Origin of the sequence: Alcaligenes sp. CHO6, from assembly GCF_037120595.1 — a bacterium.
GTDB classification, from domain to species: Bacteria; Pseudomonadota; Gammaproteobacteria; order Burkholderiales; family Burkholderiaceae_B; genus Alcaligenes; species Alcaligenes ammonioxydans.
On sequence record NZ_JBANCI010000001.1, the window covers coordinates 1,216,808 to 1,243,123 of the forward strand.

The following is a 26,316-nucleotide window of genomic DNA, read 5'->3' on the forward strand; positions in this document are numbered from 1 at the left end:
AACGCTGCCCCTACTGCACCCGCACCCCCATGGAACTGACTAGCCCGACCGCCTGTTCCACCGACAGACACGCACCTTGAAAAGAGTGGTTCAAGTCATAAAAGCTAATACTGCCCAACTCCACACTGCGCAAATCTGCCCCCTTAAAGCAGGTCCCACGCAGGCTGGCCCCGCGCAAACTGCCGCCCTCAAAGACGGCATCCTGGAAATCGCAGCCACCGAGGTCCGCATCGGAGAAATCCAGTTGCACCAGATTTTGCTTGCGGAAACTAATCGCGCGCAACGTAGCACCCACTAGCTTGCACTCACGCAGCCTCAGGTCCAAACCACGGGTTTCGTTGAAAACCGCAGCGCTCAACTTGGAGTCCTCGATTTGCAAGGAGGCAATCCGAGTGCCTAGCCACTTGCTCACGTGCAGATCACAAGCCCTAAAACGGGCCGAACTAAGGTCCGCCAAGCTGAAATCTGACTGACTCAGCTTGCAACGCTGCCAGACCGTGTCTTGCAAATGGGCTCGTGTAAAGCAGGTTCTCAAAAAACTGCAACCCGAAAACAGCAAACCTTCCAGCTCCAGCCCCGACAGGTCCTCATCATCAAAAATACAGTTCTCAAAACTCAAAGACGCATGGGCGCCGGCCACCAGATCGGCCAACTCATCTCTTGTGATCTGGACGTTACTGACGAGCATGCTGCCTTCCCCTCAAAAAAAAACAGAGCCCGCCTGACGGCACGGGCCCCTTGACTATCTGCATCATGCAATCTGACCTTGATCAGAGCAAAACTTAACGGCTGCCAGGCAAACCCAATCGGGACAGACGCCAGGCAATGATCAAACCCAAAATTGCAAAGCTGACTGTCGCGACCCACGCCCACTGCCACCCGCCCAACATATGCACGACTGAAGCCACGACAGGCGGCCCTACAAATTGACCCAGTGAAGAGCATTGCTGCACCCAGCCCACCGACGTGGACGTCGTCTCCGGGGAAGGCGCGGCCGTGACGGCCAGAAAAAACAAAGTCGCGGGAATCAAGCCGCCCACAATCGAGAACACCAGGATGGCGACAAACTGAACCACCAAATTTTGTGTCAGTCCAAACGCAAGGACCGCACACGCAATCATGCCCAGGTAGCCTGCTTGCAGCAATCTATGAGGCGGGATACCCGCATGCAAACAGCGCCCTGCCCCCAGATTGCCGATAACATTCCCCGCAGCAATCGAGGCCGTCAGCAAACCGGCGGTACCGACTGCTATCTCTGCCTGGTTATAAATAGTGGGCATAAAACCCACGACTGCAGCCCATTGCGCCGCGTACACCCCAAAGGCCAAAGCCAGCAACCAAACCTGGCCCGAGCTTAAGGTCGTGCGCAACAGACTGGACCAGCGAAGCGCCACAGTGTGCTGCACTGCACGCTTGGCTTGAGTCTGAGAATCGGGGGGCACAAGAAGAAAGGTCAAAACCATAAAGATGGCTGTCAGTATGCCTAGAACCACCCACAAGGTGCGCCAGGAGCCCACTGCCAGCCAGGCAGCGCCCGCCCACAGCATCAAGACCGCGCCGGCAGGCATATAACACCCCCACCAACCCATGACTCGGCTCAAGCGTGCCGCAACCGTAATACGTTTAATCAGGGCCGGGATGGGCAACACCACCATCAGAAAGCCACAGCCTTCGATCATGCGACCGAGCAATACCGGCGTGCTATGGTCGGACAGAGAGCCCAGCAGCGAAGCCAGAGACAAAATACCCAGCCCCGTCACAATGCAGCGGCGCAGACCAATCTTCTCGGAAATCAGACCAATGCACAGCCCGAGCAACATGCCGGCCATTTGCACACTGGCCAGCAAGAAGCCGGACTGCACCAAGTCCATCCCCAATTCCCGCTGCATAAAAGGCAAAGCCGGGGGTACCTTCCACACATGCAATGCGGCGCACACCCCGGTCACGACCAGAAAAACAGCAGTAAAAAAGGGGCTGGCCAATGGTGTGCCCCCAGGCCTGACGGTAGGATTCAAATGCCGTAATCAGCCTTGGCTGTCCGCTTGCTCAGGGACCTCGCCCTTGTCCTGGACTACCGGTGCCTGACGTCCTTCAAGGGCTTGCAAGCGGGTTTCCAAAGCGGCCACACGAGCCAGAGCGCGTTCGAGCATCAACTTGTAGGTATCGAACTCTTCACGAGTCACCAGGTCCATGCGATTGAAAGCCTGTCCCATAAAGGCTTTAACATTGCGCTCAATATCGGCAGCCGGGCTTTTGGCGATCAGCTCCGAGACATTTTTTTGCAGATCTTCCAGCCACTCGCTACGATTAATCATGGTCCTCTCCTGAAATTAGTGACACTAACAGCAGTATAGAAAAAGCGGGTACCGAAGGCACCCGCTTTTTGCATCTGGCCGCAAAAGCGACCGATTAATTCAAACCTTAAGGCTTGGACTGTTCAGAAGGCACAGTAGAAGGCGAGGAATCTACGCCATTGCCCAGCTTGCTCTGAATAGCGCTGTCCGCTTTGGCAGCACCTTCTTTAATGGCATCGCCTGTACGGCTGGCAGCGTCGGCCATGGCATCTTTAGCCTCAACGGCTTTCTCAGCAACTGCATCACCCGCTGCCTTGGCGTCTTCCTTCAGGTTATGGAGATTTTCCTTGGCGTTTTCTTCCTGCTTCTCTGCGTCTTTTTTGACGTCTTCAGCAACTTTATCAGCATCCTTCTTCAGCTCTTCCGTTCTCTGCTCCAAGGTCTTGTCAGCCTCTGGTGCAGGTGGAGTGGTGGCAGGCGCTGTCGATTGTGGAGCAGCAACAGGAGCAGGTGGTGCACTCGTAGCGGCTTTATCGTCCTCTTTGGAACACGCAGCCAGCAGAGTCATCGAAGCAGCAGCGGCCATGACAGCAAAATGAGCACGAGTCAGTTTCATAAGATTTCCTTCCTACTATTCCAAGGTCGCTAGATAGAATGGGCCGAGATCTGTTGCGACTGCCAGCTCGGCCTTGGGTCTGTTACAACTCCCCTAAGAGCCATTCTATCGGTGCTGGGCACACAGACCAATCTATTAGTGTAAATCCTGATTTCAATGAATCTGACGATATCGTGCAAGCGGGATGACAAACCCTTTAACAACAAGCACCTAGCGACTAGCTCGGCTTTGATGCGCTGTTACAAATAGAATCCCTCATAGGATCACAGCCGGGGTTTGTTACATATTTACCAAATTAAATAGACCTATTTTCAACTACTTAGGCAGCTAAGGTGGCCAAATCGATGCGCTCGGCGCGGTTCAAGGCACTGGCCACTTTCACACGCAATGCGTTGGAATGCGATAGACGCACTTCCTTTTTGACATCCAGCAATTGCTGCGGATGCATGGAGAATTCTTTCAGACCCAGCCCGAGCAGCATCCGGGTCACGGAAGCATCGCCGGCCATCTCGCCGCAGATAGCCACTGGCTTGCCGGCGCGGTCAGCGGCGTTGATCGTATGCGCAATCAAACGCAAAACAGCGGGGTGCATGGGGTCGTACAAATTGGCCACTTCAGCATCGCCCCGATCGACGGCCAACACATACTGAATCAGGTCGTTGGTACCGATCGACAGGAAATCGAGCTCCTGCACGAAAGGTTCGATGGCAATGGCAATGGCGGGCACTTCCACCATGGCCCCCAGCAAATAATTACGTGCAAACGGCGTGCCGGATTTCTCCAGTTCGCGGGCAGCCGCTTCAATGGCCTGCCGACTGGCGTACACCTCGTTCATGGACGAGATCATGGGAATCAGGATACGAATCTGCCCATGCTGGCTGGCACGTAACAAGGCCCGCAACTGCGTGGCAAACATTTCTGGTCGATCCAGGCAGTAGCGAATGGCGCGCAAGCCCAAGGCAGGATTGGTCGCCACCGTCGCGTCCCCATCCAAGGTCTTGTCGGCGCCAATATCCAGTGTGCGGATCGTGACAACTTTGCCCTGCATGGCTTTGACCACGCGGGAATACGCCTCATACTGCTCCTGCTCAGAAGGCAAATCCGTGCGCCCCATGAACAAAAACTCACTACGGAACAAACCAATGCCATCGGCGCCCGCTTTCAAGGCAAGCTCGGCCTCCTCGGGAAGTTCGATATTGGCTTCGAGCCGTACATTAATACCATCCAGAGTCATCGCAGGGGCGTCCAGCAGCGCCTGGAGCTCGGCACGTTCACGGAGATAGGCTTCCTGCCGCTCCCGGTATTCGCTCAGAACCTGCTCGGAGGGATTCACTATGACGGCGCCTGAAAAGCCGTCCACAATCAGATAGTCCCCATCGCGGATCAAACTACGAAAACTGCCCAGACCCACAACGGCCGGAACGCCCAGACTACGAGCCACAATGGCTGTGTGAGAGGTCGGCCCGCCAAGATCAGTCAGGAAGGCGGCAAAATGGCCTCCCCGCAAACGCAACATATCCGCAGGCGAAATATCACGCGCCACGACAATCAGCGGCTCTTCGTGAGCGGCGGCAAAGCCGGGCAGCATGGCGGGTTTGCCAGCCAGGACACGCAGCACCCGTTCAATCACCTGACGCACATCGGCACCACGCTCACGCAGATATTCATCTTCCATCTGCGAAAACTGTTCGACCAGCATCTGGCCCTGCGAGGTCAAGGCCCATTCGGCGTTGTAGTGACGCTCGGCAATGATGGCACAGGTTTGCTGCGTCAACATGGGGTCGTCCAGCAAGAGGCTGTGCACCGTCAAAATAGGCGCCAGCTCGCGCGGCGCATCCACCGGCAACTGGTCCACCATGGTGCGCAGTTCATCACGCGTACCGGCCATGGCGCTCAGCAAACGCTGACATTCGGAATCCACGTCCTCGGCGGCAATCCGGTAATGAGGAACTTCCAAGGCAGCTGCGCTCATCACCACCGCCTTGGCAATGGCGTACCCCTTGCCGACTGCTTGACCTTGAGCGGTAAACATCGCGGACAAATCAGACGCGGGGGTTCGAGCAGCAGCACTATTCATGACCGGTGTGGTTCCTTATTCGTTTTCACCAAACTTGGCGTCAAACAACGCCTGGATATCATTCAGGGCCTGATCGGCGTCATCGCCCTGGGCATCAACCACCACCGTGACGCCCATTCCGGCGGCCAGCATCATGACACCCATAATACTTTTTGCATTCACACGCTGAGAGCCACGTGCGATAAAAATCTCACTGCTGTAACGGCCGGCCAATTGCGTAAGCTTGGCCGCTGCCCGTGCATGAAGACCTAATTTATTACTGATCGTGATGGATACGCTGGGCATAGAGGCAACTGGAAAAATGAAAGTGAAAATTCAAAATCAGCAATGGCAGTCGGCGTGAACAATGCCACGCAATGCGCCTGCCATGACATCCTGAGCGAATTGCTCCGGATTGTCGCGTCGCTCGGTCAAAGCTTTCAATACCATGCACATATTGGTGCCGGTCAATAAATAGGCGCCCTGTCCCTGATCCTGTAAAGCCTGCTGGACCCGGCGCGCCACATTAAACGGAGTGGCGCCATACAGATCGCACAGAATCAAGGTCGCCACGGCATCTGGCGCCTGCGTGTGCAATTGCCCCAGCAAGCGCTCTACCGCCGTGTCCGTGCATTCGTCCGCCTGAATATCAAAGACAAACAGATCGGGCTTCTCGCCCAGAACGTGCTCGGCGCAACTGGCAAACGCACTGGCCAGGGGCTCATGCATAATCAAGGCTAGGCGGATCACGCGCGTCCCGTCGCTTTCTCGACAGCCTGGACAAAGCGCTGTGCCACATCAAAGCCTGTCTGCTCGGTAATTTCGACAAAACAGGTTGGGCTGGTCACATTGATTTCCGTGACGTAGTCACCAATCACATCCAGGCCGATCAGCAGCAAACCACGGGCCGCCAGCACCGGTCCCAAGGTGCGGGCAATGTGCCAGTCATGCTCGGACAAGGGCTGAGCAACCCCGCGACCACCGGCCGCCAGATTGCCACGCGTTTCGCCAGCCAGAGGGATACGGGCCAGGGCGTAAGGCACAGGCTCGCCGTCAATAATGAGGATGCGCTTGTCCCCCTTGACGATCTCCGGAATGTAACGCTGCGCCATAATGGTTTGCGTACCATTGGCAGTCAGCGTCTCCAGGATGGCACCCAGATTGGGTTCGGGATCCTGCAAACGGAAAATACCCATGCCGCCCATACCGTCCAGCGGTTTGACGATCACATCTTGATGCTCTTGGTGAAAGGCGCGCAAGCGACCCATATCACGGGTGACCAGGGTAGGCGGTGTGAACTGTGGAAATTCGGTAATGGCGAGTTTTTCAGGGTGATTGCGAATAGCTGCCCCTGAATTGAAGACCTTGGCCCCTTGCTCCTGCGCAAAACTGAGCAGGTGCGTGGAATAGGCGTACTCCATATCGAAAGGCGGGTCCTTGCGCATGATCACTGCGTCAAAGGCATTGAGCTCCTGCTCGATGGCCTGTTCGGGATGACTCCACCACGCAGGTGCACGCAAATCGGCATCCGCAGCAATGCTGACAGCCTGGCTGCGCGTACGAACCCGGCTTTGGGCGATATACAGATCAGACTGCAAGGTCACGCTGACGCGATGACCACGCGCCAGGAATGCACGCATCATGGCAACGGAGGAATCCTTGTAAGCCGACAGGCTGGGCAAGGGATCAATGATGAATAGAACGTGCATGTCACACCTAGAGAAAAACGCCTTTGCAAACCAGCTGCAAAGGCGATTGTGCCCGACTCGCTACTTGGGAGCGAATCGGGCAACGCATAATGCTCCTGGGCAGGCCCAGGCAGTATCGCGCAAAACGATCAGGACGCTTTCTTGCGAGGCGCCAGAACCATGACCATTTGACGGCCTTCCAGCTTGGGCATCGCTTCAACCTGACAGATTTCGCTGACTTCGTCGCGAATCCGCTCCAGCACGCGCATCCCCAATTCCTGGTGAGCCATCTCACGACCACGGAAACGCAAAGTCACCTTAACCTTGTCGCCATCGTCAATAAAACGTTTCACGTTGCGCAGCTTGACCTGGTAGTCGCCTTCATCCGTTCCGGGACGGAATTTGACTTCCTTGATCTGAATGATTTTTTGCTTGGCCTTGGCTTCCTGTTGGCGTTTTTGCTCCTGATAGCGGAACTTGCCGTAATCCATCAAGCGGCACACCGGTGGCACAGCCGCAGGGGCGATTTCCACCAGATCCACATCGTGCTGTTCTGCCATAGCCAAGGCGTCAGGTACCTTGACGATACCTAGCTGCTCACCCTCGACTCCAATGAGTCGCACCTCTGGAATACGAATTTCACCATTGATGCGATGTTTTTTCTCGGTTGCGATGTCGAAAACTCCTAAAAATGTCGATAAAAACGATAGCGTTCCTGTTTTACTGACGGCTATCGATCTCTTGTTTCAATCGTGCTGAAAAATCGGCTACCGGCATGACGCCCAAGTCCACGCCACCGCGTGCACGTACGGCAACGGCACCGTTCTCACGCTCTTTTTCACCCACGACCAGAATATAGGGCACTTTTTGCATACTGTGCTCACGGATTTTACGAGTGATTTTTTCACCGCGCAAATCAGAGGAGGCACGAAATCCCATTTTCTTCAGATTTTGGGCGACGGACTGGGCATAATCAGCCGAACTTTCTGAAATGCAGCATACCACCACGTGCTCTGGCGCCAGCCAGGCAGGCAAGGCGCCGGCATGGTTTTCAATCAACATGCCAATAAAGCGCTCAAACGACCCCAAAATAGCACGGTGCAACATAACAGGCACGCGTCGCTGGTCCTGAGCATCCACATACTCGGCCCCGAGACGGGCCGGCATGGAGAAGTCCACCTGAATGGTACCGCACTGCCAGTGACGGCCAATCGCGTCTTTCAGGGTGTACTCGATCTTCGGACCGTAAAACGCCCCCTCGCCTTCCGAAATCTCGAACTCGCAACCGGTACGACGCAAGCTCTCGATCAGGGCTTGCTCAGCCTTGTCCCAGACGGCATCATCACCAATGCGCTTTTCAGGGCGAGTAGCGACCTTGTACAAAATCTCGGTAAAGCCAAAGTCCGCATACACCGCTTGCAACTGGGCTGTAAACGCCGCGCATTCGTCCTGCAACTGGTCTTCCGTACAGAAAATGTGGCCGTCGTCTTGTGTAAATCCGCGCACCCGCATCATGCCGTGCAAGGCGCCCGACGGTTCATTACGGTGGCACTGACCGAACTCGCCATAACGAATAGGCAGCTCACGGTAGGAATGCAGACCTGAATTGAAAATCTGCACGTGGCCGGGGCAGTTCATGGGCTTTAGGCCATAAACGCGATTCTCCGACTCGGTCGTGAACATATTTTCAGCATAGTTATCCCAGTGACCTGTTTTCTTCCACAGCGACAGATCCAGAATCTGCGGCGCTTTCACTTCCTGATAACCATTGTCCTGATACACGCGACGAATGTATTGCTCGACCTGTTGCCAGATGACCCAGCCTTTGGGGTGCCAGAAAATCAGACCGGGGGCTTCTTCCTGGAAGTGGAACAGGTCCAGTTCGCGCCCCAGTTTGCGGTGGTCGCGGCGCTCGGCCTCCTCCAGCATGGTCAGGTAGGCCTGCTGGTCTTCCTTGCTCGCCCAGGCTGTACCGTAAATGCGCTGCAGCATTTCATTGTTGCTGTCACCGCGCCAGTAAGCCCCTGCGACTTTCATCAGCTTGAAGACTTTCAGCTTGCCCGTCGATGGGACGTGCGGCCCACGGCACAAGTCGATGAACTCGCCCTCGCGATACAGACTGATGGGCTCGTTGGACGGGATGGAGGCAATGATTTCTGCCTTGTAGTCCTCACCAATGCTTTTGAAGAACTCGACCGCATCGTCACGCAGCCACTCCTCACGGGTGACCACTTCGTCCTTCTTGGCCAGTTCAGCCATTTTCTTTTCAATGGCTTCCAGGTCCTCGGGCGTGAAAGCACGCTTGTAGGAAAAGTCGTAGTAAAAGCCATTGTCGATCACCGGGCCAATGGTGACCTGCGCGTCTGGAAACAAGCTCTTGACCGCGTAAGCCAACAAGTGGGCGGTGGAGTGACGAATCACCTCCAGGCCGTCTGCGTCCTTGGCGGTAATGATGGCCAGATTGCTGTCCTGGTCAATCACATACGAGGTATCCACCAGCCGCGACTCGGTGCCTGGCGTGCTGACACGACCCGCCAGGGCCGCGCGGCCCAGGCCAGTACCAATCGAGTTCGCCACTTCGCTGACGGAAACCGGGCCCTCAAACTCTCGCTGGGAGCCATCGGGCAGTGTGATTCGGACCATAACACTTCCTGAAATAAAAAACGCGGCCTTGAAAAAGCCGCGCTTTTGAATTGAACGTTCTTGAAAAGCAAACGAAACGCTACGCGGCCACGGCTAGACTTGCCGACGGGTAGTTCGCGTTGAGTTCATAAGATTCTGCTTCCCAAATAACACATTTGATTGGATAAGTTTATCACCTTCCCCGCCGTCGCGATGCGGTATCGCTACAAAAACCACATTCGGAAAAGAATTCAATCCATACGGGGATACCAGCTACGGTAAAACGCCCACTCCTCCGACTCCGACCCATCTTTCATCAAACAGGTTCCATAAGCGCCACTCTCGCTTTCATGAACAATGGTTTGCCCACCCATGCGCTGACAAAAAGAGGATGCCAGATTCGTCTGGGCAACAGGCTTGGCCACGGTTTGGGGAGAGTTGGCACATGCCGACAGCATCAAAGACCCTGCACAGGCAGAAACTAAGCGGAAAAACATGATTTCCTTCTCCTTGATCTGAAGGTTGCCGATGTCTGAGATGTCCTCCGAGATGGGGACTGTCCAGGCAATCGCTACGACGCGCGGGATCGAAAATCGGAGTGCGCCAGTCGCGAAACAGATCGTGGAAATAGCTTACTACACTTGTCCAGCACGAAAAGCGGGCACAGCCAAGCGTGCAGCAAAAGCAACACCTTCAGTCAAAAAAGGCGCTGAAATCATGCCTGAAAAGAGACAGGTTATGACGAGACGCAACAGCGTCAGGCCTGGCTTACGAACGATGCAGCCAGAAAGACAGGAGAATGAAACCTAAAATACCGCAGCCGGCCAGCATTAATACCATAGGTACATAATCGATCAGATTCGAGGCATTAATCATGGCGTACATCCCAAAGTCCACCTGACAACAAGCTTAGGACTATGGTAGCGGGCCAGGCTCCGAACATGAAGACAACGATTGTCAAGTTCCAGCACAGGAACGACACAACGACTTGTATTAAGCAACATCAACTTACTTCTGCGGCATAAACGGCGTATACCTGCTTAAAGGACGCCAACAGGCTTTCAAACCAGAGGGATATCAGGGCCCCCATCCAGTCAGCAGAGAGTAGACAGCATAGGCTAGCGGCACCGCCAAAGGCGTGACCATCAACAAACCCGTATCCCGCTTCCAGCTGTTCGGGCGGGTATAACGCAGTGTCACACCCAACAATAGCGTTACCAGCAGATACAGGCTAACAATAATGACGATGGCTGCCATATCCCCTCCCCGCGATCAAATGAACTGTTATCCCATTTAGGGCACAGGACTTTCATTGTCATCCTCTCCCAGCAGAGGAGGAAACGCATTGGCGGCCCATTGTTCCAAGCGCATTGCCGCGGCCTGACTGGCCACTGTCAGGGCGCGAGTCGGCCCTACGCCACGTTTCCATGCCAAGGCAAAGCTGGACAGAAACGCATCGCCCGCTCCGACGGTAGAACACACTGTCACCTTGCAAGCAGGCTGTACGTAATGCTGCCCCTGGAACAGCAAGACAGCTCCCTGTGCCCCCAAGGTAATCAACAAGGCTTGTTGCGCATGATGTTGCAGGCGGCTGGCCAGCGCACAGGCGTGCTGAACCGACAGGTCCAGTTGAATATCGGCGCCTTGAACACCGGCCAGCATTTGAGCCTCCACGGCATTCAGGCCCAACACATCGGCCTGCGCATAAACCTGCCTGAACCCCTGACCCTGATGCTGTAAGCAGGCCACACTGGGGTTGACTACCAAACAACTTGAATTGGCACTTTTTCCAGACAAAGCCTGTGCCAGGCTTTCCATCGGTTGCAGCGCCAAGGGGGCTACATAAACCAGATCGGCCAGCAGATCTTGCGCCTGCACACGCAAACAGGCATTCGCCCCACGACGGGCCAATACTGACGCACTACCAGACGGCTCGACCAGAACGATCGCTTTACCGGTTGGCTGATCGGGACAGAACTGGATACTGCCGACTGCCACCCCTAATTGTTCAAGATGCTCATGCAAACGAGCACCCAGGCCGTCCCGGCCCAACGCTCCCACGAGTCTGACCGTCTCGCCTTGGCCCATAAAACTCGCTGTCGCATTGAGTGCGCCTCCGCCAGGATACAGATCAATTGATCCCACCTCCTGCTTGTCACCACGCGCCAGCTCGGCCGGCATACCTGAAACCACAATATCAAGGGTAATACTGCCAATTGCTACAAGCTGCACCGTATACCTCGGCCATGAATAAGAAAGCGCCAATCTGCCTGGAGCAGTATACCCAGCCGCGGCCTCTCTTGGTCCAGGATAGAAAATCAGATCTGCGCTTTCAGTCCGCTGCTGGCGCCACCCCAACCGGCCATGCCCAGAGCCATAAAACCAGCTTGCTTTCCTGGCCTAGACTGACGCATAAAAATCTAGCCCAAGATAAAAAGTCGTGCTAAATTACTGTTCATCCATACAGCACAAAAAGAAGCATCATGTCCTATACCATCACTTTGCACGACGCTCCTTCCGATATCACTGAACGCGGCCGCCGCGAGGCTGAGGAGCGATTTCGCCGCAGCTTAGAAAAAGTCATGCAAAGCCCAGAGGCCGTGGTCCAGGCCTACCGTGCCTGGCAACTGGCGGAAGAAACCGCAGAGACCGAATTGTCTGGAGAAGATATTGCCTTGGCCAAGAAATGGATCGCTGCCGCCACGCGCGCCATGAGCGATGGTTTTCGTGATTTGGGTGAATCAGAAGCGTATTTTGAAGTTCGTATTGAGCGCTGACCCACGGCCATTTACGACACCCGGGCAATTCAAGCGATGAAGCACGGCTGGAACGCGGCGCATCACTACAAACAGGCTTGCCCCCAAGTCAGGCCACACATTGGATATCAAAAACATAAAAGCCAGCAATTTGCTGGCTTTTTAATATCAAACATTACGATTGCGGCGATGGATGGTCCCGGCGCATCAATTCCCATTCTTCAATCACGCTGCCATCAGGCAAGGTACACATACCCACTTGCCCTGCCGCCGTCTGCACTATATCGAGGCGCCCTCCTTTTTCCACACAATAGGCCGAAGCGGGATTGGCCATACCGAGGGCAGGCGGGTTGGCTGGCTGATTTGCACAGGCGGACAAGACGCTGACCAGTCCCAGGATTCCCCATTTTTTCATCATGTTCTCCGGATAAGTTCTGCCGTGCAGTGTACTGCGCAACGTCTAATGGTCGGGCGCAAAGGTTGAGCCTGACACGGGGTGGACAATGCTGTCCCAATGCTGGCAGTACACCGAACGATGCTCTCCGTCCGACACCCGGTGACAATCCATACCAACCTGAGCCTTGCCATTCACAAAAGGAAAGGCAAAATCATAGCGGGCGGGGACCCAGATCCTTAGGGCCTCGTCGTGAAAGCCCATCTTCCCGTCATGCACAAAACGCGCCAAACCTTCTTCGAAATAATCCGGGCCATTATCGTAAATAAAGGGTCGCAACAGCGCTTCACCGCGATGATTCACATAAACCCAGCCGTGCTCATCTTGAATCAGGCGCTGACTGTATGCAGACGTACCAAACGTGAAGGTCAAAAGCAGAAACAAGGCTTGAATCCAGAATAGCCCTTCTGCCCGCAGGCCTGCCTGCACGCGACGGACGATAGTACAAATCGCCCCCGCCATGCACAGCGGCATTTCAGTCCTGGCGCTTGTATGCTTCAAACGAGATGATTCCGTCAGTGTCCTGCGGCGTTTTTCCATACTGGTAGCCACCTGATACGCTTATCTCGGTAAAGCCGACCTGCTCCAGCGCCATCCGCATCTCCTGTACCCCCCACCAGCGCAGCGAAAACTGCTCCAGCTGGGTTTCCAGCAAAACACCATGTTCCCAGAGCTCATAGCGATGCATTTCCCGCGTAAGCTGCGCGCAATAATCCTTTTCCAAGGGGGTCGCATTGAGGGTAATCAAGCCGTGTGGCGGGGCCGACCAAGTCCGCAAACCGGGCTGCACATTGACAATAGCGGCCACCGGGTCCAGATCCAGCAATAAACGTCCACCCACCTTCAAACTGGCATGAAAACGGCGCAAGGCCAGCAAACCCTGCTCAAAGGAGTCCAGCAGTTGAAAAGAGCCGGCCGGCACCACAATCGCCTCCACAGGACGATCGACGCGGTAATCCGTAAACCCCGCCAACTCCAGTCGCGCCGTCAAGGAGCGAAGCTCCAGCTCTCGCTGGCAGTAATCCAGCATTTCCTGAGAGATATCAAAGCCACTGACATCGAGCCCGGCCTGTAACAAGGGGATGAGCATGCGACCTGTACCGACTGCCGGCTCCAGAACAGGTCCGCTTACACCGCGCAAGCGCTCCAGATAATACTCAACATCTCCAAAAGAACGTCCTACCGGCTTGTCCAGGTGATACACCAAGGAAGCCAACTTTCCATAGCGATTATTCATCATGGTTCTACATGTACCTATTTATGCTGCTCAACAGCCTGAACACGCATTTCAGCGCCTTCCACCGCCAAGACCACTACGACAGCGCCCTGCTCCAGACTCTGGCTCGCGGTAGCACTGTAATAACTATCGTTAAGCCGAATACGACCTCGGCCATTCACAAAACCTTCGCTCACCTGCGCACGCGCCCCGACATAGGCACTCAAGCCAGTGTTGAGCATGTCGGGTTGATTCGCCCGGCTGCGCCGTTGCCACCGTACGCCCACGACCACCCAGCCAATCATCGCAAGCGCCAAAATCACCCATTGCAACCACACGGGAGCATGGGGCCAGGCGGCTGAAAACAAGCCCACGGTCAGAGCCCCCAACCCCAGCCAAAGCAGATAGACGCCGGAGATGACAACCTCGGCGGCAATCAGGACAAGGCCTGATACCAACCATATCCAAAAGGAATCGAAAATAAACGCCACGATCACCTCCTTCCGCCCTGCGCTTAACCCTGGCCCGAGTGACCAGCGGTGGACTTTAACAGCTCTGCGACGCCGGCGACGGCACCGGTGATGCCGCTGGCCTCCAACGGCATCAATACCAGCTTGCTATTGGGGCCATTGCCTACGTCCCGCAACGCTTCCACATACTTCAGGCCCACAAAGTACTGCAAAGCCTGTACGTCCCCACTTTTGATTGCCTCCGATACCTCGCGGGTGGCACGCGCTTCCGCCTCGGCCTCACGCTCACGCGCCTCGGCCCGTAGAATTGCCGACTGCTTTTCACCCTCGGCACGCAGCACAGCAGCCTGCTTTTCCCCTTCAGCCTGCAGGACCTCGGCTTCTTTCTGCCCGCTGGCCTTGGTCACTACCGCACGGCGATGACGTTCCGCCGTCATTTGCAAATTCATGGCTTCCTGCAATTCCGGCGCCATGTTCAAGTCACGAATCTCAACACGTGTCACTTTCACGCCCCAAGGTGTCGTCGCTGCATCCACCGCTGCCAGCAGGCGATCGTTGATCACTTCGCGATTGGACAGCATGTGATCCAGTTCCATCGAACCCAGAACCGAACGCAGGTTGGTGGTGGTCAGATTCACAATCGCCATTTCCAGGTGATCAATTTCATAGGCTGCCTGAGCCGCATTGTCGATGCGATAAAACACCACACCATCGGCGGTAACGGCCACGTTATCGCGAGAAATCACGTTTTGCGACGGCACATCCAGCACGGATTCCATCATTTTGAGTTTTCTGCCGACACGGTCCATAAACGGAACCAATAAAGACAGGCCCGGCGTCAGCGTACGGGTATAGCGACCAAAGCGTTCCACCGTCCATTGCTGCCCCTGAGGCACTACTTTGACTCCGGCCATCACCACGACCACCGCCAAAAACGCCAACATCACTACAAAGGTAAAGGAGCCACTCATGTCGTCACCCTCTCCAAGAACAAAGCTGAAAAAGCAATTCTAGCCCAGCCTCAATGACAGCTCAGCGAAAGAACGTCATTGCGCGGCCCTTTCCGTTGACGGCATCCAGCCACGTTATCAAACCCGACAAACAGGCCAGCACGCGTAAAACAGGTGGACGCGGAAAAAAATTCTGCCTTGGACACACAGGAAGCGGGTCGACGCCACTGAGCGGCATTAATTCAAAATGTCGTACAAGCGGAAAATCCACAGCCCTTTATAAAGCAGCGTCAACACAACTAAAGCGGCCTGGTAACGTTGGCTGGGCACGACCATCGCGATCAACCCCATGACGATAAATACCGTTTGCTGCAAGGGATACTCCAGTCCCAGACTGAGAAAATAGGCTTCTCCCTTGATGGCGGTGTCGATCAAATCCATGATCTGGATGAGTACAAAAATACCGTAGAACGAACGCCGCCGAGTCTGGAAGTAATCCTCAAAGCCCCGATACTCCTGCAGGCTGGAAGGAAAAAGCAAGGAGGCCATGATGGCAAACACGCAGGTATACAGAATCAGGAAAAAATACAGCGGAAAGGACCAGACTTGCACTTTGACCAGACTGAACTCATACCACCAAAAATGGATAATCGTCAGAAACAGGTACAGCACCCACCCCATATGAATGGGGTAGATGCGTTTGGCTTTGGGATGCTGAATGAACTCGGAGACGCCCACAATCAGACGGGAAATGCTGATCCCCAGCACCATACCGATAATGATGCGAACGTGAACAAAATGCTCGGGGTGGATCAACTCTGGCGGCATGGCTTGTCCTTGCAAAGTGACAAATCCTGGCCCACATTAACAGAGTCGTTTCGGGGCTCCAAGCGCGTACTTTCCCGCTATGAGCTCTGACATTTACGCGATTGTCCTGCGTCCCCTCATCGAACACTGACGGCTCTGTTGACGAAGGGACGGAAGGCGCACGATCCGCAAGACGGTCCCAGCCTGCTAGAGATCAGCCTTAGAGCTGCGGCTGCCCGGCTTGCCCGACAAAACATCCAGACCATCTACCCTGGTGATGATTTCATAAGGCGTGGCGCTGCGATTGGTATAAACCAAGACGCAACGCTCGTCTGCTTTGCCCGCCAGCTGATAGTTTTTCTGCCCCAGGCTGCTGAAAATCGTCAAAAGCGTGTCGTGCCCTTGTTAAGCGCGAGTATTCCTCGCCTCCCTGCACTTGTGACATCAGCAAATTTCTAAATTGAAATCGTCCGTATCAGGCAAAATTCGTAAGGGAGCAAACCAAATCTTTCGAACAGGCCTAGTATGAACCTCATTCCTCTTTAAGGAGCCACACACATGGATATTCAGAACTTACCTTTTTGCACCGTCAACTGGTCCGACATTAACCCTACAGAGCACAAAGGCGAAACCGGCATGGCCCTGTGGCGTACCCAGCAGTTTGGCCCCATTCGTGTACGCATGGTGGAATACAGCCCCGGTTACCTGGCCGATCACTGGTGTGTCAAAGGCCATATGCTGCTGTGTCTGGAGGGCGAATTGGACACCGAGCTGCAAGACGGGCGCCGCTTCACGTTAAGGGCGGGGCAGTCCTACCATGTGGCTGATAATGCCGAGCCACATCGTTCCTCCACCCAGACAGGCGCCAAACTCTACATTGTGGATTAAGGCCTGTTACTCGCGACGGTGGAGGACTGCGAGATGACCGCCAGTGTGCCGATCGTATTGGCCGCTGTTCTGCCGGACATCTTGATGCAGGGCATCAGCGACATGGGGGTACGCTGATCGTAGGCCCGTTCTAGCCCCACTTCAATCCCGGTAAAAAAGTTTTTGTCACCACGAGTCTGATGACAGATATCAGGGAAACCGCAACGGGTATTGGCAGCCTGCCTTGGGCGCTGGTTTACCAACGCGCCCATCGCGAACGTAGGCTAGACCGGGGCCGATGTTTGCCTTCCTCGCCGACCTGACCGCCAGGCTGAATTGATGACTGCCTTGTGGGAACATGCGGGCGAGCAACCCAAGGCTGGGACGGCCTGACTTAAGCCAACGCCCATTGCCCCAGCAACACGATGCCTCGCAGAACCAGTGCCGCCGCAAATATCCAGATGTGTCCGAACACGAATCCAAACGTTGCCCAGCCCGCGGCTCCACTCACTTGTCTGGCTGAAAACTCCATTCTTATGGCGATGACCAACAAGACCACTTCCAGACCAATCGCGGCCGGTACGACCCAATCCCAGGGAAAGGACAGCAAGTAAACAAACCCCACAAAAGCCGCTCCCAGGCCGGTCATCCAGGAAGCGACACTAAGCAGATCGCTCATATAGGCCCGATTTGAATTATTCATTACACCCTTTGCCCACATCCACGCTTAACAAACCAGGGCCAAACGCCTTGGTCCATTCCCTCAGGCGCTATCTTACAAGTTAATGGCCGCACAGAGATGCCTGAGCTGTTTAATGCCTTTGCTACTGGCCCAGGTGACAGGCACCGGTTCGTCGATGACCGAGGGGATGAGCTGAGGCCGCTGTTTCCACTCAGACACTGCAACGGTGATTACTGATAAATACGGAGACCCAACCATTGCTTGAAATAAAACGCATTAAAGCGCGATCCATAGAAGCCCAGAAAACAACTCGAAAATAGCCACAGCAGATAAAATGATCTTTATGCAAAATAACAGCATGCATAAAAAAAGCCGCCCAAAGGCGGCCTGGCGGGCAAAAGACTCCGTTTTTAATGAGTGTTTATAGTGAATCGTGTTTATTCGGAAAATCACCGGGCCAGTTCATCGGTATATCGTTCATCCTCACCTCCTGCTGCTTGGTTAATAGTGAAAGCGTAGAACGAGTTTTCATCCTATCAAAAAGAAACCAAATCGCAAGCGTCTTTCATACTACCTAGTGTTTTCCCTGCATCAATGCACATCCAGGAAAAAACAGGGGCCGCGCGTTGCCCTGTCAGTCTGTTTGTTTGCATATTTTCTCTGCAAACCAAAAACAGTCAAAAAAAACAGGAGCGTAGGGATAAGGATGTAAAAAGGAAAAAAGCGCTCGTGCGAGCGCTTTCTTGGCCAAGCTCAACGCAGATGTTATGAACGTCTGGCCATGGCAAGGATCAAACCAAAGCCAATCATCATGCTGCCACTGATACGATTCACCCAACGCAGCCCCTGCGCATGCTGCAGCACCCCGGACAGCCGCGTACCCACATACGCGTAGGCGGCGATCGCAATCACCTCCAGCAACAAGAAAATCACGCCCTGAATCATAAAACTGGTCCAGTAATTATTCATGTCCACAAACTGTGGAAAAAAGGCCGTAAAGATCAGGATTGCCTTAGGGTTGCCAATCGCCACCAAAAACTCCTGACGTGCCAGCCCCCGGATATCCGTTTTGCCCAGCTCTAGCTGCTCTGTGGATGCCCTGCCATTGGCACGCAAAAGCTTGATGCCCAGCCAGATGAGGTAGGCCGCGCCGACAAACTTGACGACGGTAAACGCCGTTTCAGAGACCATCAGCAAGCTTCCCATCCCCAGCGCTGCCACCACAATCATGATCGCGAAAGCAAGCAGGCGTCCCATAGCCGCGACCAGGGCCGTAGACACCCCCTGCTTGGCACCCACGGTCATGGACAAGAGATTATTGGGCCCAAAAGCCATGTTCAAGGCAAAGCAGGCGGGCAGAAACAGCAAGACACTACTGGCATTCATGATGGGACGGACTCCATAGACAATGCCAGCACTTCCTTCGGAAGTGCTGGCATTGGTGGACTGACAAAGACGGGTTCAAACCTGATACCGGCGCCCCCTTGAAAGAGGACCTGTTAGCACAAGTAAGTATAACGAAGCTCCCCCAATCCAACAGGCTGCCAGCCGATAGCGACCAGGAAGGCCGTTTTAGGAACGGCCTGGCAAACCCTCAGAACTAACCTGCTACGGCATTCATGGCTAGCCGCGAACTACTGCGCAACGAGGCCAAAAACACGAGAAAGGCCAGCATGGCAAGAACGCCCGGTACCGCAAAAGCCATAAAATTCATTTGCAAGGGCAAGTTGGCTGCCATCAGAGTCCCCCCCAGAAAAGGTCCTGCAATCGCACCCAGACGCCCCACTCCCGACGCCCAGCCCAGACCCGTGGAACGCATGGACAGCGGGTAGAATTGCGCCGCATTCGCATACAGCAGAATTTGCGTGCCTATCGTCGTCGCCCCGGCGATCACGATCAGCAAATACAGGAGCAAAGTCGGGCTTTTGAAACCCAGCAGCGTAATTGAGACCGCTGACACCAGAAAGAACCATGCCACCACCTTGGGCAAGCTGAACCGATCTCCCAGCCAGCCGCCCAAAATGGCACCGAACATCCCCCCCAGATTCAGCGCCACCAAGAAAGACAGGCTGGAGCCCAGGCTGTAACCGGCATTGGCCATCAGTTTAGGCAACCAGGAACCCAGTGCATAAACCATCAGCAAACAGCAGAAAAACGCTAGCCAGATCATCAAGGTGCCCAGCAAACGCCCATCTTTGAGCAGATCCAGCATAGGCACGCCCGCTTTTTTCGGCTCATTCAAGGTCAACACTGTCTGCTTTGACACCTCCATTTCCGGCGCCAGTTTCTGCACAATCGCCCGTGCCTTGTCTTCTTGTCCCTGGCGCATCAGAAACGCCAGAGACTCGGGCAGTTTCCAGACAATCAAAGGCAGCAGCAACAACGGTATGGCCGCACAGAAAAACATGGACTGCCAGCCAAAGCGCGGCAGCATATAGATGCCGATCGCCGCCGACAAAAGGCCACCCAATGAATAGCCACTGAACATGATCGCCACCAAAGTGCTGCGCGACCGCTTGGGCGAATACTCATTCATCAAGGCCACGGCATTGGGCATCAAGCCCCCGCAGCCCAAGCCAGCCAGAAAGCGATACACACCAAACTCGGTCGGTGAGGATGCAAAACCATTGAAAAATGTGGCCAGACTGAACAAGGTAAAGCAAAGGGTGACCCCCTTTTTGCGGCCAATCCGATCAGCCAGGGGCCCGAACACAAACGCGCCGAACATCATGCCAAACAAGGCGTAGCTGCCCAAGGCACCAGCCTGTACCGGAGTCAGATTCCACTCGTCCATCAGCACCGGCAAGACCACGCCATAAATGAACAGGTCATAGCCATCAAACACCAGCAGCAACGCACACAGGCTCATCACCAGCCAGTGATAAGATCCAAAACGGGCCTGCTCAATGACTTCATTCACTTCTATTGTTTTCATGATTTGTCTCCCCCAATATGGAGTTTCTGTCTTGATGCCATTCGCTCTACAAGCCGCACGCATCGCTTGATCAGCCCTGGTCGCCACCTCCTACTGGCAAGACAGTGCCGGTAATGTACGAAGCCTCGTCCGAGGCCAAAAACAAAATGCTGGCAGCCTGCTCATCCAGGCTGCCGTAACGCTTCATCAAACTGCTCGCTACGGTCTGATCCACAATCTGCTGATACCAGATCGCTTCTTGAGGATCTTCGTGATTCTGGGTATTGCGGGGAATGCGCCGTGGCGGTGCCTCGGTCCCACCGGGCGAGACGGCATTGACCCGAATGCCGCGCTGGGCATTCTCAAAAGCCAATGAGGCGGTCAAGGCATTGACCCCGCCTTTGGCTGCGGCATAAGGCACGCGGTTGATGCTGCGGGTGGCAATCGAGGACACATTCACAATGGCCCCGCTACCCTGCGCTTGCATGCTGGGTAAAACGGCATGACAGGACCACAGCGTTGGAAACAGGGAGCGACGGATCTCGGCTTCAATCTGCCCGGGTGTGTAATGCTCATAAGGACGCGTCCAGATCGTTCCTCCGACGTTATTGATCAAAATATCAATACGCCCCCACTTATCCAGCGCCGCCCGGGCCGCGGCCTGAGCACCTTCAACGCTTTCCAGATCCGCTTCCAGCGTCAAGACCGACTCGCAGGCCAGTTCCCGCACCAGCTCCGAACGATCGACTGCCAGCACCCAGGCCCCTTCGGCCTGCAGGCGCTCGGCAACGCGACGGCCAATACCTTGGGCCGCACCCGTCACAATGGCCACTTTTTGATAAAAACGCGCAGGCGCAGTCATGATTTTTCCTTGTAAGGGTCAAGCAGCACAGGACGCCCCGCAAAGGAGGCGCTGCCTGCCTACATTGCTTGGCTGGTAATGAATTTTTCGTAGTAAAAATTCGCGGGAGCATGGGCTTGCGCATCAATGAACTGGCTGACTGCGTCCACCATGGGCGGCGGCCCGCACAGGTAAACATCCACCTGCCCCTCATGCCAATGCGCCAAATCCAAATGCTGGGTAACGTAGCCTTTGCGCTCGTGGCGGGATTTCGGGTCCACCACGCAGGTGGTGTAACTGAATCCCGGCAATCGCTGGGTATAGGACTCCAGCTCTGCCAGCATCACCAGATCCTGATCACGGGTGACGCCATAGACCAGATGCACAGGCTGCGTACAGCCTTGCCGGACCAATGCTTCAAGCATGGATAAAAACGGCGCCAGGCCCGTTCCGCCGGCCAGAAACAGCAAGGGACGAGTTACCTGCCGCAGATAAAAACTGCCTAAAGGACCAGTCATTTCTACCTGCTGTCCTAGCGGCTGTGCAGCCAGCCAGGAACTCATCAGGCCACCCGGAACCTGCTTGATCAAGAAGCTCAAACGCGACTCGCCCGGCGCAGAGCTGAAGGAATAGGAGCGATGCGCCTGCCCGCCGGGCACCGTGATATTCACGTACTGCCCAGGCAGGAAAGGCAAGGCTTTGTCGGCCGCATCAATCTTCAGCTCGTAAGCCGCGTCCTCATACTGACGGCATTCCGATACCTGCCCCTGCCACTTGGCCACGGCGGTCTTGCACACACCCGATGAAATCGGCACGGTAATCACGCAGTCTGATTTGGGAATCATCTGGCAAGTCAGCACCAAACCTTTGTCCGCTTCTTCCTGCGTCAGGGCATCTTCGATATAGTCGTCGCCCTGATCATACTGACCACTTTCGGCCTGACATTTACAAGTGCCACACACTCCGTCCGAACAATCCATAGGCAGATTGATCTGATGGCGATACGCGGCATCCAGTACTTTTTCGTGTTCACCACAGTCCACAAAACGGGTGACGCCGTCCTCAAAATTCAGCGCAATACGATAGCTATTCACGACGTTCCCCGCTTTAAATGTGATACACATCAATCACTTGACGGATGTAGTCATTCTTGAGCACTACCTTCTTTTGCTCGATCACCCAGCCCTGCTCCTGAGGCGACAAGGTCAGGTAAATCGTGCCAAAGAACTGATCTGTCACGCGATAGCGATGGTTCAGCGTTAAAAAGTTATAGCGAACGTCCACCTGCCCGTCGCGCTCGGCCAGAATCTCAATATTGCTCAGCATGTGAGCAGTACGTGGCTCGGGCGTGGAGGCGCCAGAACGCTCGGTCTTGATGCGGAACACCCGATCTTCCAGACCGTTGCGGTTGGGATAAAAGATCAAGGAAATCTCGCTATGCGGGTCTTCGATCAATTGATCATCATCATCCCAGCAAGGCATCCAGTACTGGGCGTTGGGGCTATAGCATTCCAGCCATTCATCCCACTGGCGATCATCCAGCAAGCGGGCTTCGCGATACAGGAAAGTGCAAATAGAGTGATAGCTTGCGTTCATGGCTTAGACCTCCCCGTTTTCTGCTTGCAACGCCTGGCTCATGGTCTTGGCCCAGTACTCGTGCTGGCAGACAAATAAGCCTTCATCCTCACTACGCCCACCGCTGATCAAGGGCTTCATGCCCATGGCGGTGGCATTATCATCCGGCCCTTCCACCCACAAGGGAGCGCCTCGGCTCAAATCATTCCAGGGGGCTGCCAAACCGGCATAGCCCTCCTGACAGGCGCGGAACTCTTCCAGATCGTCCGCCGTTCCCATGCCCGACACGTTAAAAAAGTCCTCGTATTGACGGATACGGATCGCACGCTGCTCGGCACTCTCGCCTTTGGGAGCAAAGCAATAGATCGTGACCTCTGTCTTGTCCACGCTGATCGGGCGCGTTACCCGAATCTGAGTGGAGAACTGGTCCATCAGGTATACGTTCGGGTATACACACAGATTACGTGTCTGGTTGACGATGAGTTCGGCTCGTTTCTCGCCCAAACGCTGTTTCAGTTCCTCGCGATGCTCATAGACCGGACGCACGGTTGGATTCATGGTCTTGGTCCACAGCAGAATATGGCCGTAATCAAAGCCATACACACCGCCCAGGCTTTTGCTCCAGCCATTCGCATCCACCGCTTGCGTCCCACCCTCTTTGCGACGACCCATCGTGGCTGCGTAGTTCCAGTGCACGCTGCTCACGTGATAGCCGTCAGCGCCGTTTTCCATCTGCAGCTTCCAGTTGCCGTCGTACATGTAGGAAGAGTTGCCGCGCAGCACTTCCAGCCCCTCCGGGGCCTGGTCCACGATCTGGTCGATAATGACTTTGGTTTCACCCAGATAGTCATCCAGAGACACCACATCGGGATTCAGGCTGCCGAACAGAAAACCGCGATAGTTCTCAAAACGCGCCACCCGCGTCAGGTCATGGGAGCCATTGCTATTGAACTGCTCGGGATACTGGGTGCTTTTCTCATCTTTCACCTTGAGCAGCTTGCCGCTGTTATTGAAAGTCCAGCCATGAAAAGGACAGGTAAAACTGCCCTTGTTGCCGTGCTTGCGACGGCACAGCATGGCCCCACGATGCGCGCAGGCATTGATGAACGCATTCAGTCCGCCATCTTTGCCGCGTGTCAGAAACACAGGTTGGCGTCCGATATAAGTCGTGAAGTAGTCATTGACCTCGGGCAACTGACTTTCATGGGCCAGATAGACCCAATTACCTTCAAAAATATGTTTCATCTCCAGCTCGAACAAATCAGGGTTCGTGAAGATGTCACGACGACAGCGGTACACGCCGGATTCTTTGTTTTCTTCCAGGGCAGTATCCAGCAAGTGTCTGATATCTTTGGTTTTATCCATAAGGACTGACATGATGTGGCCTTTATGAGAGTTGCAGCCGTCCCTGCCCATGCCCCGAGGGACATAGCAAGCACGCGTGATAAAAAGAGAAATCGCGCCGGATCGAAATCCGGCAGGCTCATGACAGCGTGCAAGTGAGTCTGCACCGAGCCTGTTTCACACCCGACTGGAACGCTGTCGGGCGGCTGATGCTCAGCCCGCTAAATTGACACCAAGGGCTGTTCTGCATGACTTTCATTACAGTCCGGGTGGACTCAGGCTTCCAATACCATATCGTTTCCGCTCTATATCAAAATTCGATAGTTTGTTTTTTTATTATTAAAATCAATAGCCTATATATCACCAACACCAAAACCTATCGTTAACCCTAGACGTATAGGAGCATAAGCTTGAAGCTTGGATGGTCGAGATAGGTGATATATTGAATCGGGTTTTTTGGATCTGGGCCACAGGCAAAGCATATGGACTTGAAACAAATCCGCTACTTTGTTGCGGTCGCCAAAGCACGCAATTTCACACGCGCTGCCGAACAACTGCACATCGCTCAGCCCGCACTGAGCCGGCAGATCCAGTTACTGGAACAGGAGCTTAATGTCCTGCTGCTCTCACGAGAAAGCCGACCCTTACAACTGACCGAGGCCGGCCGAATCTTCTACGAGCAGTCGCTCCAACTGCTCAATCGGGTGGAAGCCATGAAGACCGCAACCACCGAAGTCGGGCTGAACCAACGCCCGCAACTGTCGATTGGCTTTGTGGCCTCCACCTTGTACGGCGGCTTGCCTATCCTGATCCAGAAGTTCCGTCACGCCTACCCCGACATTCGTTTTCACTTTCTGGAGCTCACCTCCAGCCAGCAGATAGCCGCCTTGCGTGCCGGGCGCATTGATGTGGCTTTTGGCCGCGTGCGCATTCACGACAGCGCCGTATGTCGTACCGTTTTGCGTGAAGAACGTCTGGTTCTGGCCATCCCGCCCACCATTGAACTGGCCAGGGATCGGGGCCCCGTGTCTTTACAGGTCATTGCCGATCACGCCTTCATCGTTTATCCCAAATCGCCGCGCCCCAGCTTTGCCGATCATGTGCTCAATATCCTGCATGACAATGCTATTTTCCCCACTGAAGTACATGAGGTGAAGGAGCTGCAAACCGCAATGGGACTGGTTGCCGGGGGCGTGGGTTTGTGTCTGATTCCCTCGGCCGCTCAGATACGCAGCGATCTGGTTTACCGGCTGATTGACGACGAGAAAGTGACCTCGCCCATTATTTTCAGCCACAGAAAAAACGACAACTCCTGGTATATAGCCCAGATGCATGCGTTTATCGAAGAGATGTATGCAGAAAAACCGCCCTGGCTCATTCCAGGGCACAGTGCTTTAAGCAACGGTCCTGCCTGAATAGCGCGACGATTTCCAATAGATGCCATATTATCGCCCTATATTATTTAGTTTAAATAATATAGGGCGTCGTTCAAAATGAAAGATAAATGAATTTTGAAAAATTGGCATAAAACCGTAATACAGTTTCAAGAAAAAAAATTACGGTTTTCGACTGAATATCCCGGTTTATCATCTTGCTAACATAATAAATAAAAACTTCTCTCAAAAACACTGCGAAAAACCTAACGCCGTGTTTTCGGCAAAGGTGCTTATCAATGGACGATATAAAAGCATTTGCGTTAAAAATATTTCAATCACAACCCTTTAGCCAATTCATCGGCGCGGAGCTGGTGACATGCTCTCACGACAGCGCCGAACTGGCACTCGCTGTTCAGGATCATCACAAACAGCAACATGGATTTGTTCATGGTGGCGCGATCAGTTACCTGGCGGACAATGCCATCACTTTTGCTGGGGGGCTTGCACTGGGCGGAAACGCGTTAACCGTAGAATTTAAAATCAATTACATCCGGCCAGCGATTGGCACTCGTTTGGTCGCCCAGGCGCAAGCACGTAGCACAGGAAAGCGCTTGGCCGTTTGCCAATGCGAGGTTTACGCCATTGATGGCGAGTCCCAAAAACTATGCGCGCTGGCACAGGGAACCGTGGTTCCGGCCACTTAAACCCCTTGAACTGACTCCCCCAAAAAGCTTGGCTTCATACTAGGACTCGGCGAACAGCGATAGCCCGGTATAAAGGGACAGATA

31 protein-coding genes are annotated in these 26,316 nt (G+C 54.5%); 4 read left to right on the plus strand and 27 right to left on the minus strand.

The window, feature by feature from the left end; translation table 11 throughout:
• Nucleotides 1–10: 10 nt before the first annotated feature.
• From V6936_RS05670 to V6936_RS05730, 13 genes are all read right to left on the minus strand, one after another.
• Nucleotides 11–688: a pentapeptide repeat-containing protein gene (locus V6936_RS05670; RefSeq protein WP_003800370.1), complete on the minus strand. Its 678-nt coding sequence runs from the start codon at nt 686–688 to the stop codon at nt 11–13.
• 94 nt (nt 689–782) lie between these two features.
• Nucleotides 783–1,946, minus strand: coding sequence for an MFS transporter (locus V6936_RS05675; protein WP_268753270.1), 1,164 nt, complete (start codon nt 1,944–1,946; stop codon nt 783–785).
• Nucleotides 1,947–2,024: 78 nt separating this feature from the next.
• A complete protein-coding gene (locus tag V6936_RS05680; RefSeq protein ID WP_003800374.1) occupies nt 2,025–2,315 on the minus strand; it encodes an accessory factor UbiK family protein in 291 nt (96 codons plus the stop codon).
• Nucleotides 2,316–2,421: 106 nt separating this feature from the next.
• Nucleotides 2,422–2,910 (minus strand): hypothetical protein, encoded by a 489-nt coding sequence (locus tag V6936_RS05685; RefSeq protein WP_003800375.1) that lies wholly within the window; start codon nt 2,908–2,910, stop codon nt 2,422–2,424.
• A 319-nt stretch (nt 2,911–3,229) separates the two neighbouring features.
• Nucleotides 3,230–4,942 carry a phosphoenolpyruvate--protein phosphotransferase gene (gene ptsP, locus V6936_RS05690; RefSeq protein ID WP_193353485.1) on the minus strand — a complete coding sequence of 571 codons (1,713 nt, stop codon included), beginning with the start codon at nt 4,940–4,942 and terminating at the stop codon, nt 3,230–3,232.
• 60 nt (nt 4,943–5,002) lie between these two features.
• Nucleotides 5,003–5,272 (minus strand): HPr family phosphocarrier protein, encoded by a 270-nt coding sequence (locus V6936_RS05695; protein WP_003800381.1) that lies wholly within the window; start codon nt 5,270–5,272, stop codon nt 5,003–5,005.
• A gap of 36 nt (nt 5,273–5,308) precedes the next feature.
• Complete coding sequence (locus V6936_RS05700) at nt 5,309–5,695, minus strand: PTS sugar transporter subunit IIA (protein WP_235587627.1); 387 nt, start codon at nt 5,693–5,695, stop codon at nt 5,309–5,311.
• 17 nt (nt 5,696–5,712) lie between these two features.
• Nucleotides 5,713–6,675: a glutathione synthase gene (gene gshB / locus V6936_RS05705; RefSeq protein WP_059317679.1), complete on the minus strand. Its 963-nt coding sequence runs from the start codon at nt 6,673–6,675 to the stop codon at nt 5,713–5,715.
• 128 nt (nt 6,676–6,803) lie between these two features.
• On the minus strand, nt 6,804–7,328 hold the full coding sequence (gene infC / locus V6936_RS05710) for a translation initiation factor IF-3 (RefSeq protein ID WP_080584954.1): 525 nt from the start codon (nt 7,326–7,328) through the stop codon (nt 6,804–6,806).
• 46 nt (nt 7,329–7,374) lie between these two features.
• On the minus strand, nt 7,375–9,297 hold the full coding sequence (thrS, locus tag V6936_RS05715) for a threonine--tRNA ligase (protein ID WP_059317680.1): 1,923 nt from the start codon (nt 9,295–9,297) through the stop codon (nt 7,375–7,377).
• Between the two features lie 230 nt (nt 9,298–9,527).
• A complete protein-coding gene (locus V6936_RS05720; RefSeq protein WP_003800390.1) occupies nt 9,528–9,773 on the minus strand; it encodes a putative hemolysin in 246 nt (81 codons plus the stop codon).
• A gap of 580 nt (nt 9,774–10,353) precedes the next feature.
• Entirely contained in the window at nt 10,354–10,533 is a 180-nt protein-coding gene (locus V6936_RS05725) for a hypothetical protein (protein ID WP_039943019.1), read from the minus strand.
• 36 nt (nt 10,534–10,569) lie between these two features.
• Entirely contained in the window at nt 10,570–11,508 is a 939-nt protein-coding gene (locus V6936_RS05730; RefSeq protein WP_157784334.1) for a carbohydrate kinase family protein, read from the minus strand.
• Nucleotides 11,509–11,759: 251 nt separating this feature from the next.
• Between V6936_RS05730 and V6936_RS05735 the strand changes: the two genes are divergently transcribed.
• Nucleotides 11,760–12,053 carry a hypothetical protein gene (locus V6936_RS05735; protein WP_301607376.1) on the plus strand — a complete coding sequence of 98 codons (294 nt, stop codon included), beginning with the start codon at nt 11,760–11,762 and terminating at the stop codon, nt 12,051–12,053.
• 154 nt (nt 12,054–12,207) lie between these two features.
• On the opposite strand, the gene V6936_RS05740 is transcribed toward V6936_RS05735, so the two are convergent.
• The 7 genes from V6936_RS05740 to V6936_RS05770 form a co-directional block, all read right to left on the minus strand.
• Entirely contained in the window at nt 12,208–12,447 is a 240-nt protein-coding gene (locus V6936_RS05740) for a putative hemolysin (RefSeq protein ID WP_003800396.1), read from the minus strand.
• Between the two features lie 45 nt (nt 12,448–12,492).
• Nucleotides 12,493–12,987: a WG repeat-containing protein gene (locus V6936_RS05745; protein WP_336579560.1), complete on the minus strand. Its 495-nt coding sequence runs from the start codon at nt 12,985–12,987 to the stop codon at nt 12,493–12,495.
• The gene (locus V6936_RS05750) at nt 12,962–13,726 is read right to left on the minus strand and encodes a class I SAM-dependent methyltransferase (RefSeq protein WP_100214776.1); all 765 of its coding nucleotides are present in this window, start codon (nt 13,724–13,726) and stop codon (nt 12,962–12,964) included. Before V6936_RS05750 ends, V6936_RS05745 begins: the two co-directional genes overlap by 26 nt.
• A 14-nt stretch (nt 13,727–13,740) precedes the next feature.
• Entirely contained in the window at nt 13,741–14,193 is a 453-nt protein-coding gene (locus tag V6936_RS05755) for an NfeD family protein (protein WP_003800402.1), read from the minus strand.
• 23 nt (nt 14,194–14,216) lie between these two features.
• A complete protein-coding gene (locus tag V6936_RS05760; protein WP_003800403.1) occupies nt 14,217–15,143 on the minus strand; it encodes an SPFH domain-containing protein in 927 nt (308 codons plus the stop codon).
• 216 nt (nt 15,144–15,359) lie between these two features.
• Nucleotides 15,360–15,950 (minus strand): hypothetical protein, encoded by a 591-nt coding sequence (locus V6936_RS05765; protein ID WP_235587628.1) that lies wholly within the window; start codon nt 15,948–15,950, stop codon nt 15,360–15,362.
• 186 nt (nt 15,951–16,136) lie between these two features.
• On the minus strand, nt 16,137–16,316 hold the full coding sequence (locus V6936_RS05770) for a hypothetical protein (RefSeq protein WP_336579561.1): 180 nt from the start codon (nt 16,314–16,316) through the stop codon (nt 16,137–16,139).
• A 171-nt stretch (nt 16,317–16,487) separates the two neighbouring features.
• Between V6936_RS05770 and V6936_RS05775 the strand changes: the two genes are divergently transcribed.
• On the plus strand, nt 16,488–16,817 hold the full coding sequence (locus V6936_RS05775; RefSeq protein WP_003800408.1) for a DHCW motif cupin fold protein: 330 nt from the start codon (nt 16,488–16,490) through the stop codon (nt 16,815–16,817).
• 373 nt (nt 16,818–17,190) lie between these two features.
• Here V6936_RS05775 and V6936_RS05780 read toward each other — a convergent pair whose 3' ends face one another.
• The 7 genes from V6936_RS05780 to V6936_RS05810 all read right to left on the minus strand — a co-directional run bounded on the left by V6936_RS05780 (nt 17,191) and on the right by V6936_RS05810 (nt 24,185).
• Nucleotides 17,191–17,499, minus strand: a complete 309-nt coding sequence (locus tag V6936_RS05780) for a hypothetical protein (RefSeq protein WP_131071681.1) — start codon at nt 17,497–17,499, stop codon at nt 17,191–17,193.
• A 744-nt stretch (nt 17,500–18,243) separates the two neighbouring features.
• A complete protein-coding gene (locus tag V6936_RS05785; RefSeq protein ID WP_003800412.1) occupies nt 18,244–18,864 on the minus strand; it encodes a LysE family translocator in 621 nt (206 codons plus the stop codon).
• A 214-nt stretch (nt 18,865–19,078) separates the two neighbouring features.
• Entirely contained in the window at nt 19,079–20,413 is a 1,335-nt protein-coding gene (locus tag V6936_RS05790) for an MFS transporter (protein WP_003800414.1), read from the minus strand.
• Nucleotides 20,414–20,483: 70 nt separating this feature from the next.
• Nucleotides 20,484–21,254 (minus strand): 1,6-dihydroxycyclohexa-2,4-diene-1-carboxylate dehydrogenase, encoded by a 771-nt coding sequence (locus V6936_RS05795; protein WP_003800416.1) that lies wholly within the window; start codon nt 21,252–21,254, stop codon nt 20,484–20,486.
• A gap of 59 nt (nt 21,255–21,313) precedes the next feature.
• Complete coding sequence (gene benC / locus V6936_RS05800) at nt 21,314–22,327, minus strand: benzoate 1,2-dioxygenase electron transfer component BenC (protein ID WP_059317688.1); 1,014 nt, start codon at nt 22,325–22,327, stop codon at nt 21,314–21,316.
• 13 nt (nt 22,328–22,340) lie between these two features.
• The gene (benB, locus tag V6936_RS05805) at nt 22,341–22,829 is read right to left on the minus strand and encodes a benzoate 1,2-dioxygenase small subunit (protein WP_131071677.1); all 489 of its coding nucleotides are present in this window, start codon (nt 22,827–22,829) and stop codon (nt 22,341–22,343) included.
• A 3-nt stretch (nt 22,830–22,832) separates the two neighbouring features.
• Nucleotides 22,833–24,185: a Rieske 2Fe-2S domain-containing protein gene (locus V6936_RS05810; RefSeq protein ID WP_336579562.1), complete on the minus strand. Its 1,353-nt coding sequence runs from the start codon at nt 24,183–24,185 to the stop codon at nt 22,833–22,835.
• Between the two features lie 449 nt (nt 24,186–24,634).
• On the opposite strand from V6936_RS05810, the gene V6936_RS05815 reads away from it, so the two are divergent.
• Together V6936_RS05815 and V6936_RS05820 are read left to right on the plus strand one after the other, a co-directional pair.
• On the plus strand, nt 24,635–25,567 hold the full coding sequence (locus V6936_RS05815) for a LysR family transcriptional regulator (RefSeq protein WP_003800426.1): 933 nt from the start codon (nt 24,635–24,637) through the stop codon (nt 25,565–25,567).
• 257 nt (nt 25,568–25,824) lie between these two features.
• Nucleotides 25,825–26,232: a PaaI family thioesterase gene (locus V6936_RS05820; RefSeq protein ID WP_003800427.1), complete on the plus strand. Its 408-nt coding sequence runs from the start codon at nt 25,825–25,827 to the stop codon at nt 26,230–26,232.
• The last annotated feature ends 84 nt before the right edge of the window (nt 26,233–26,316 follow it).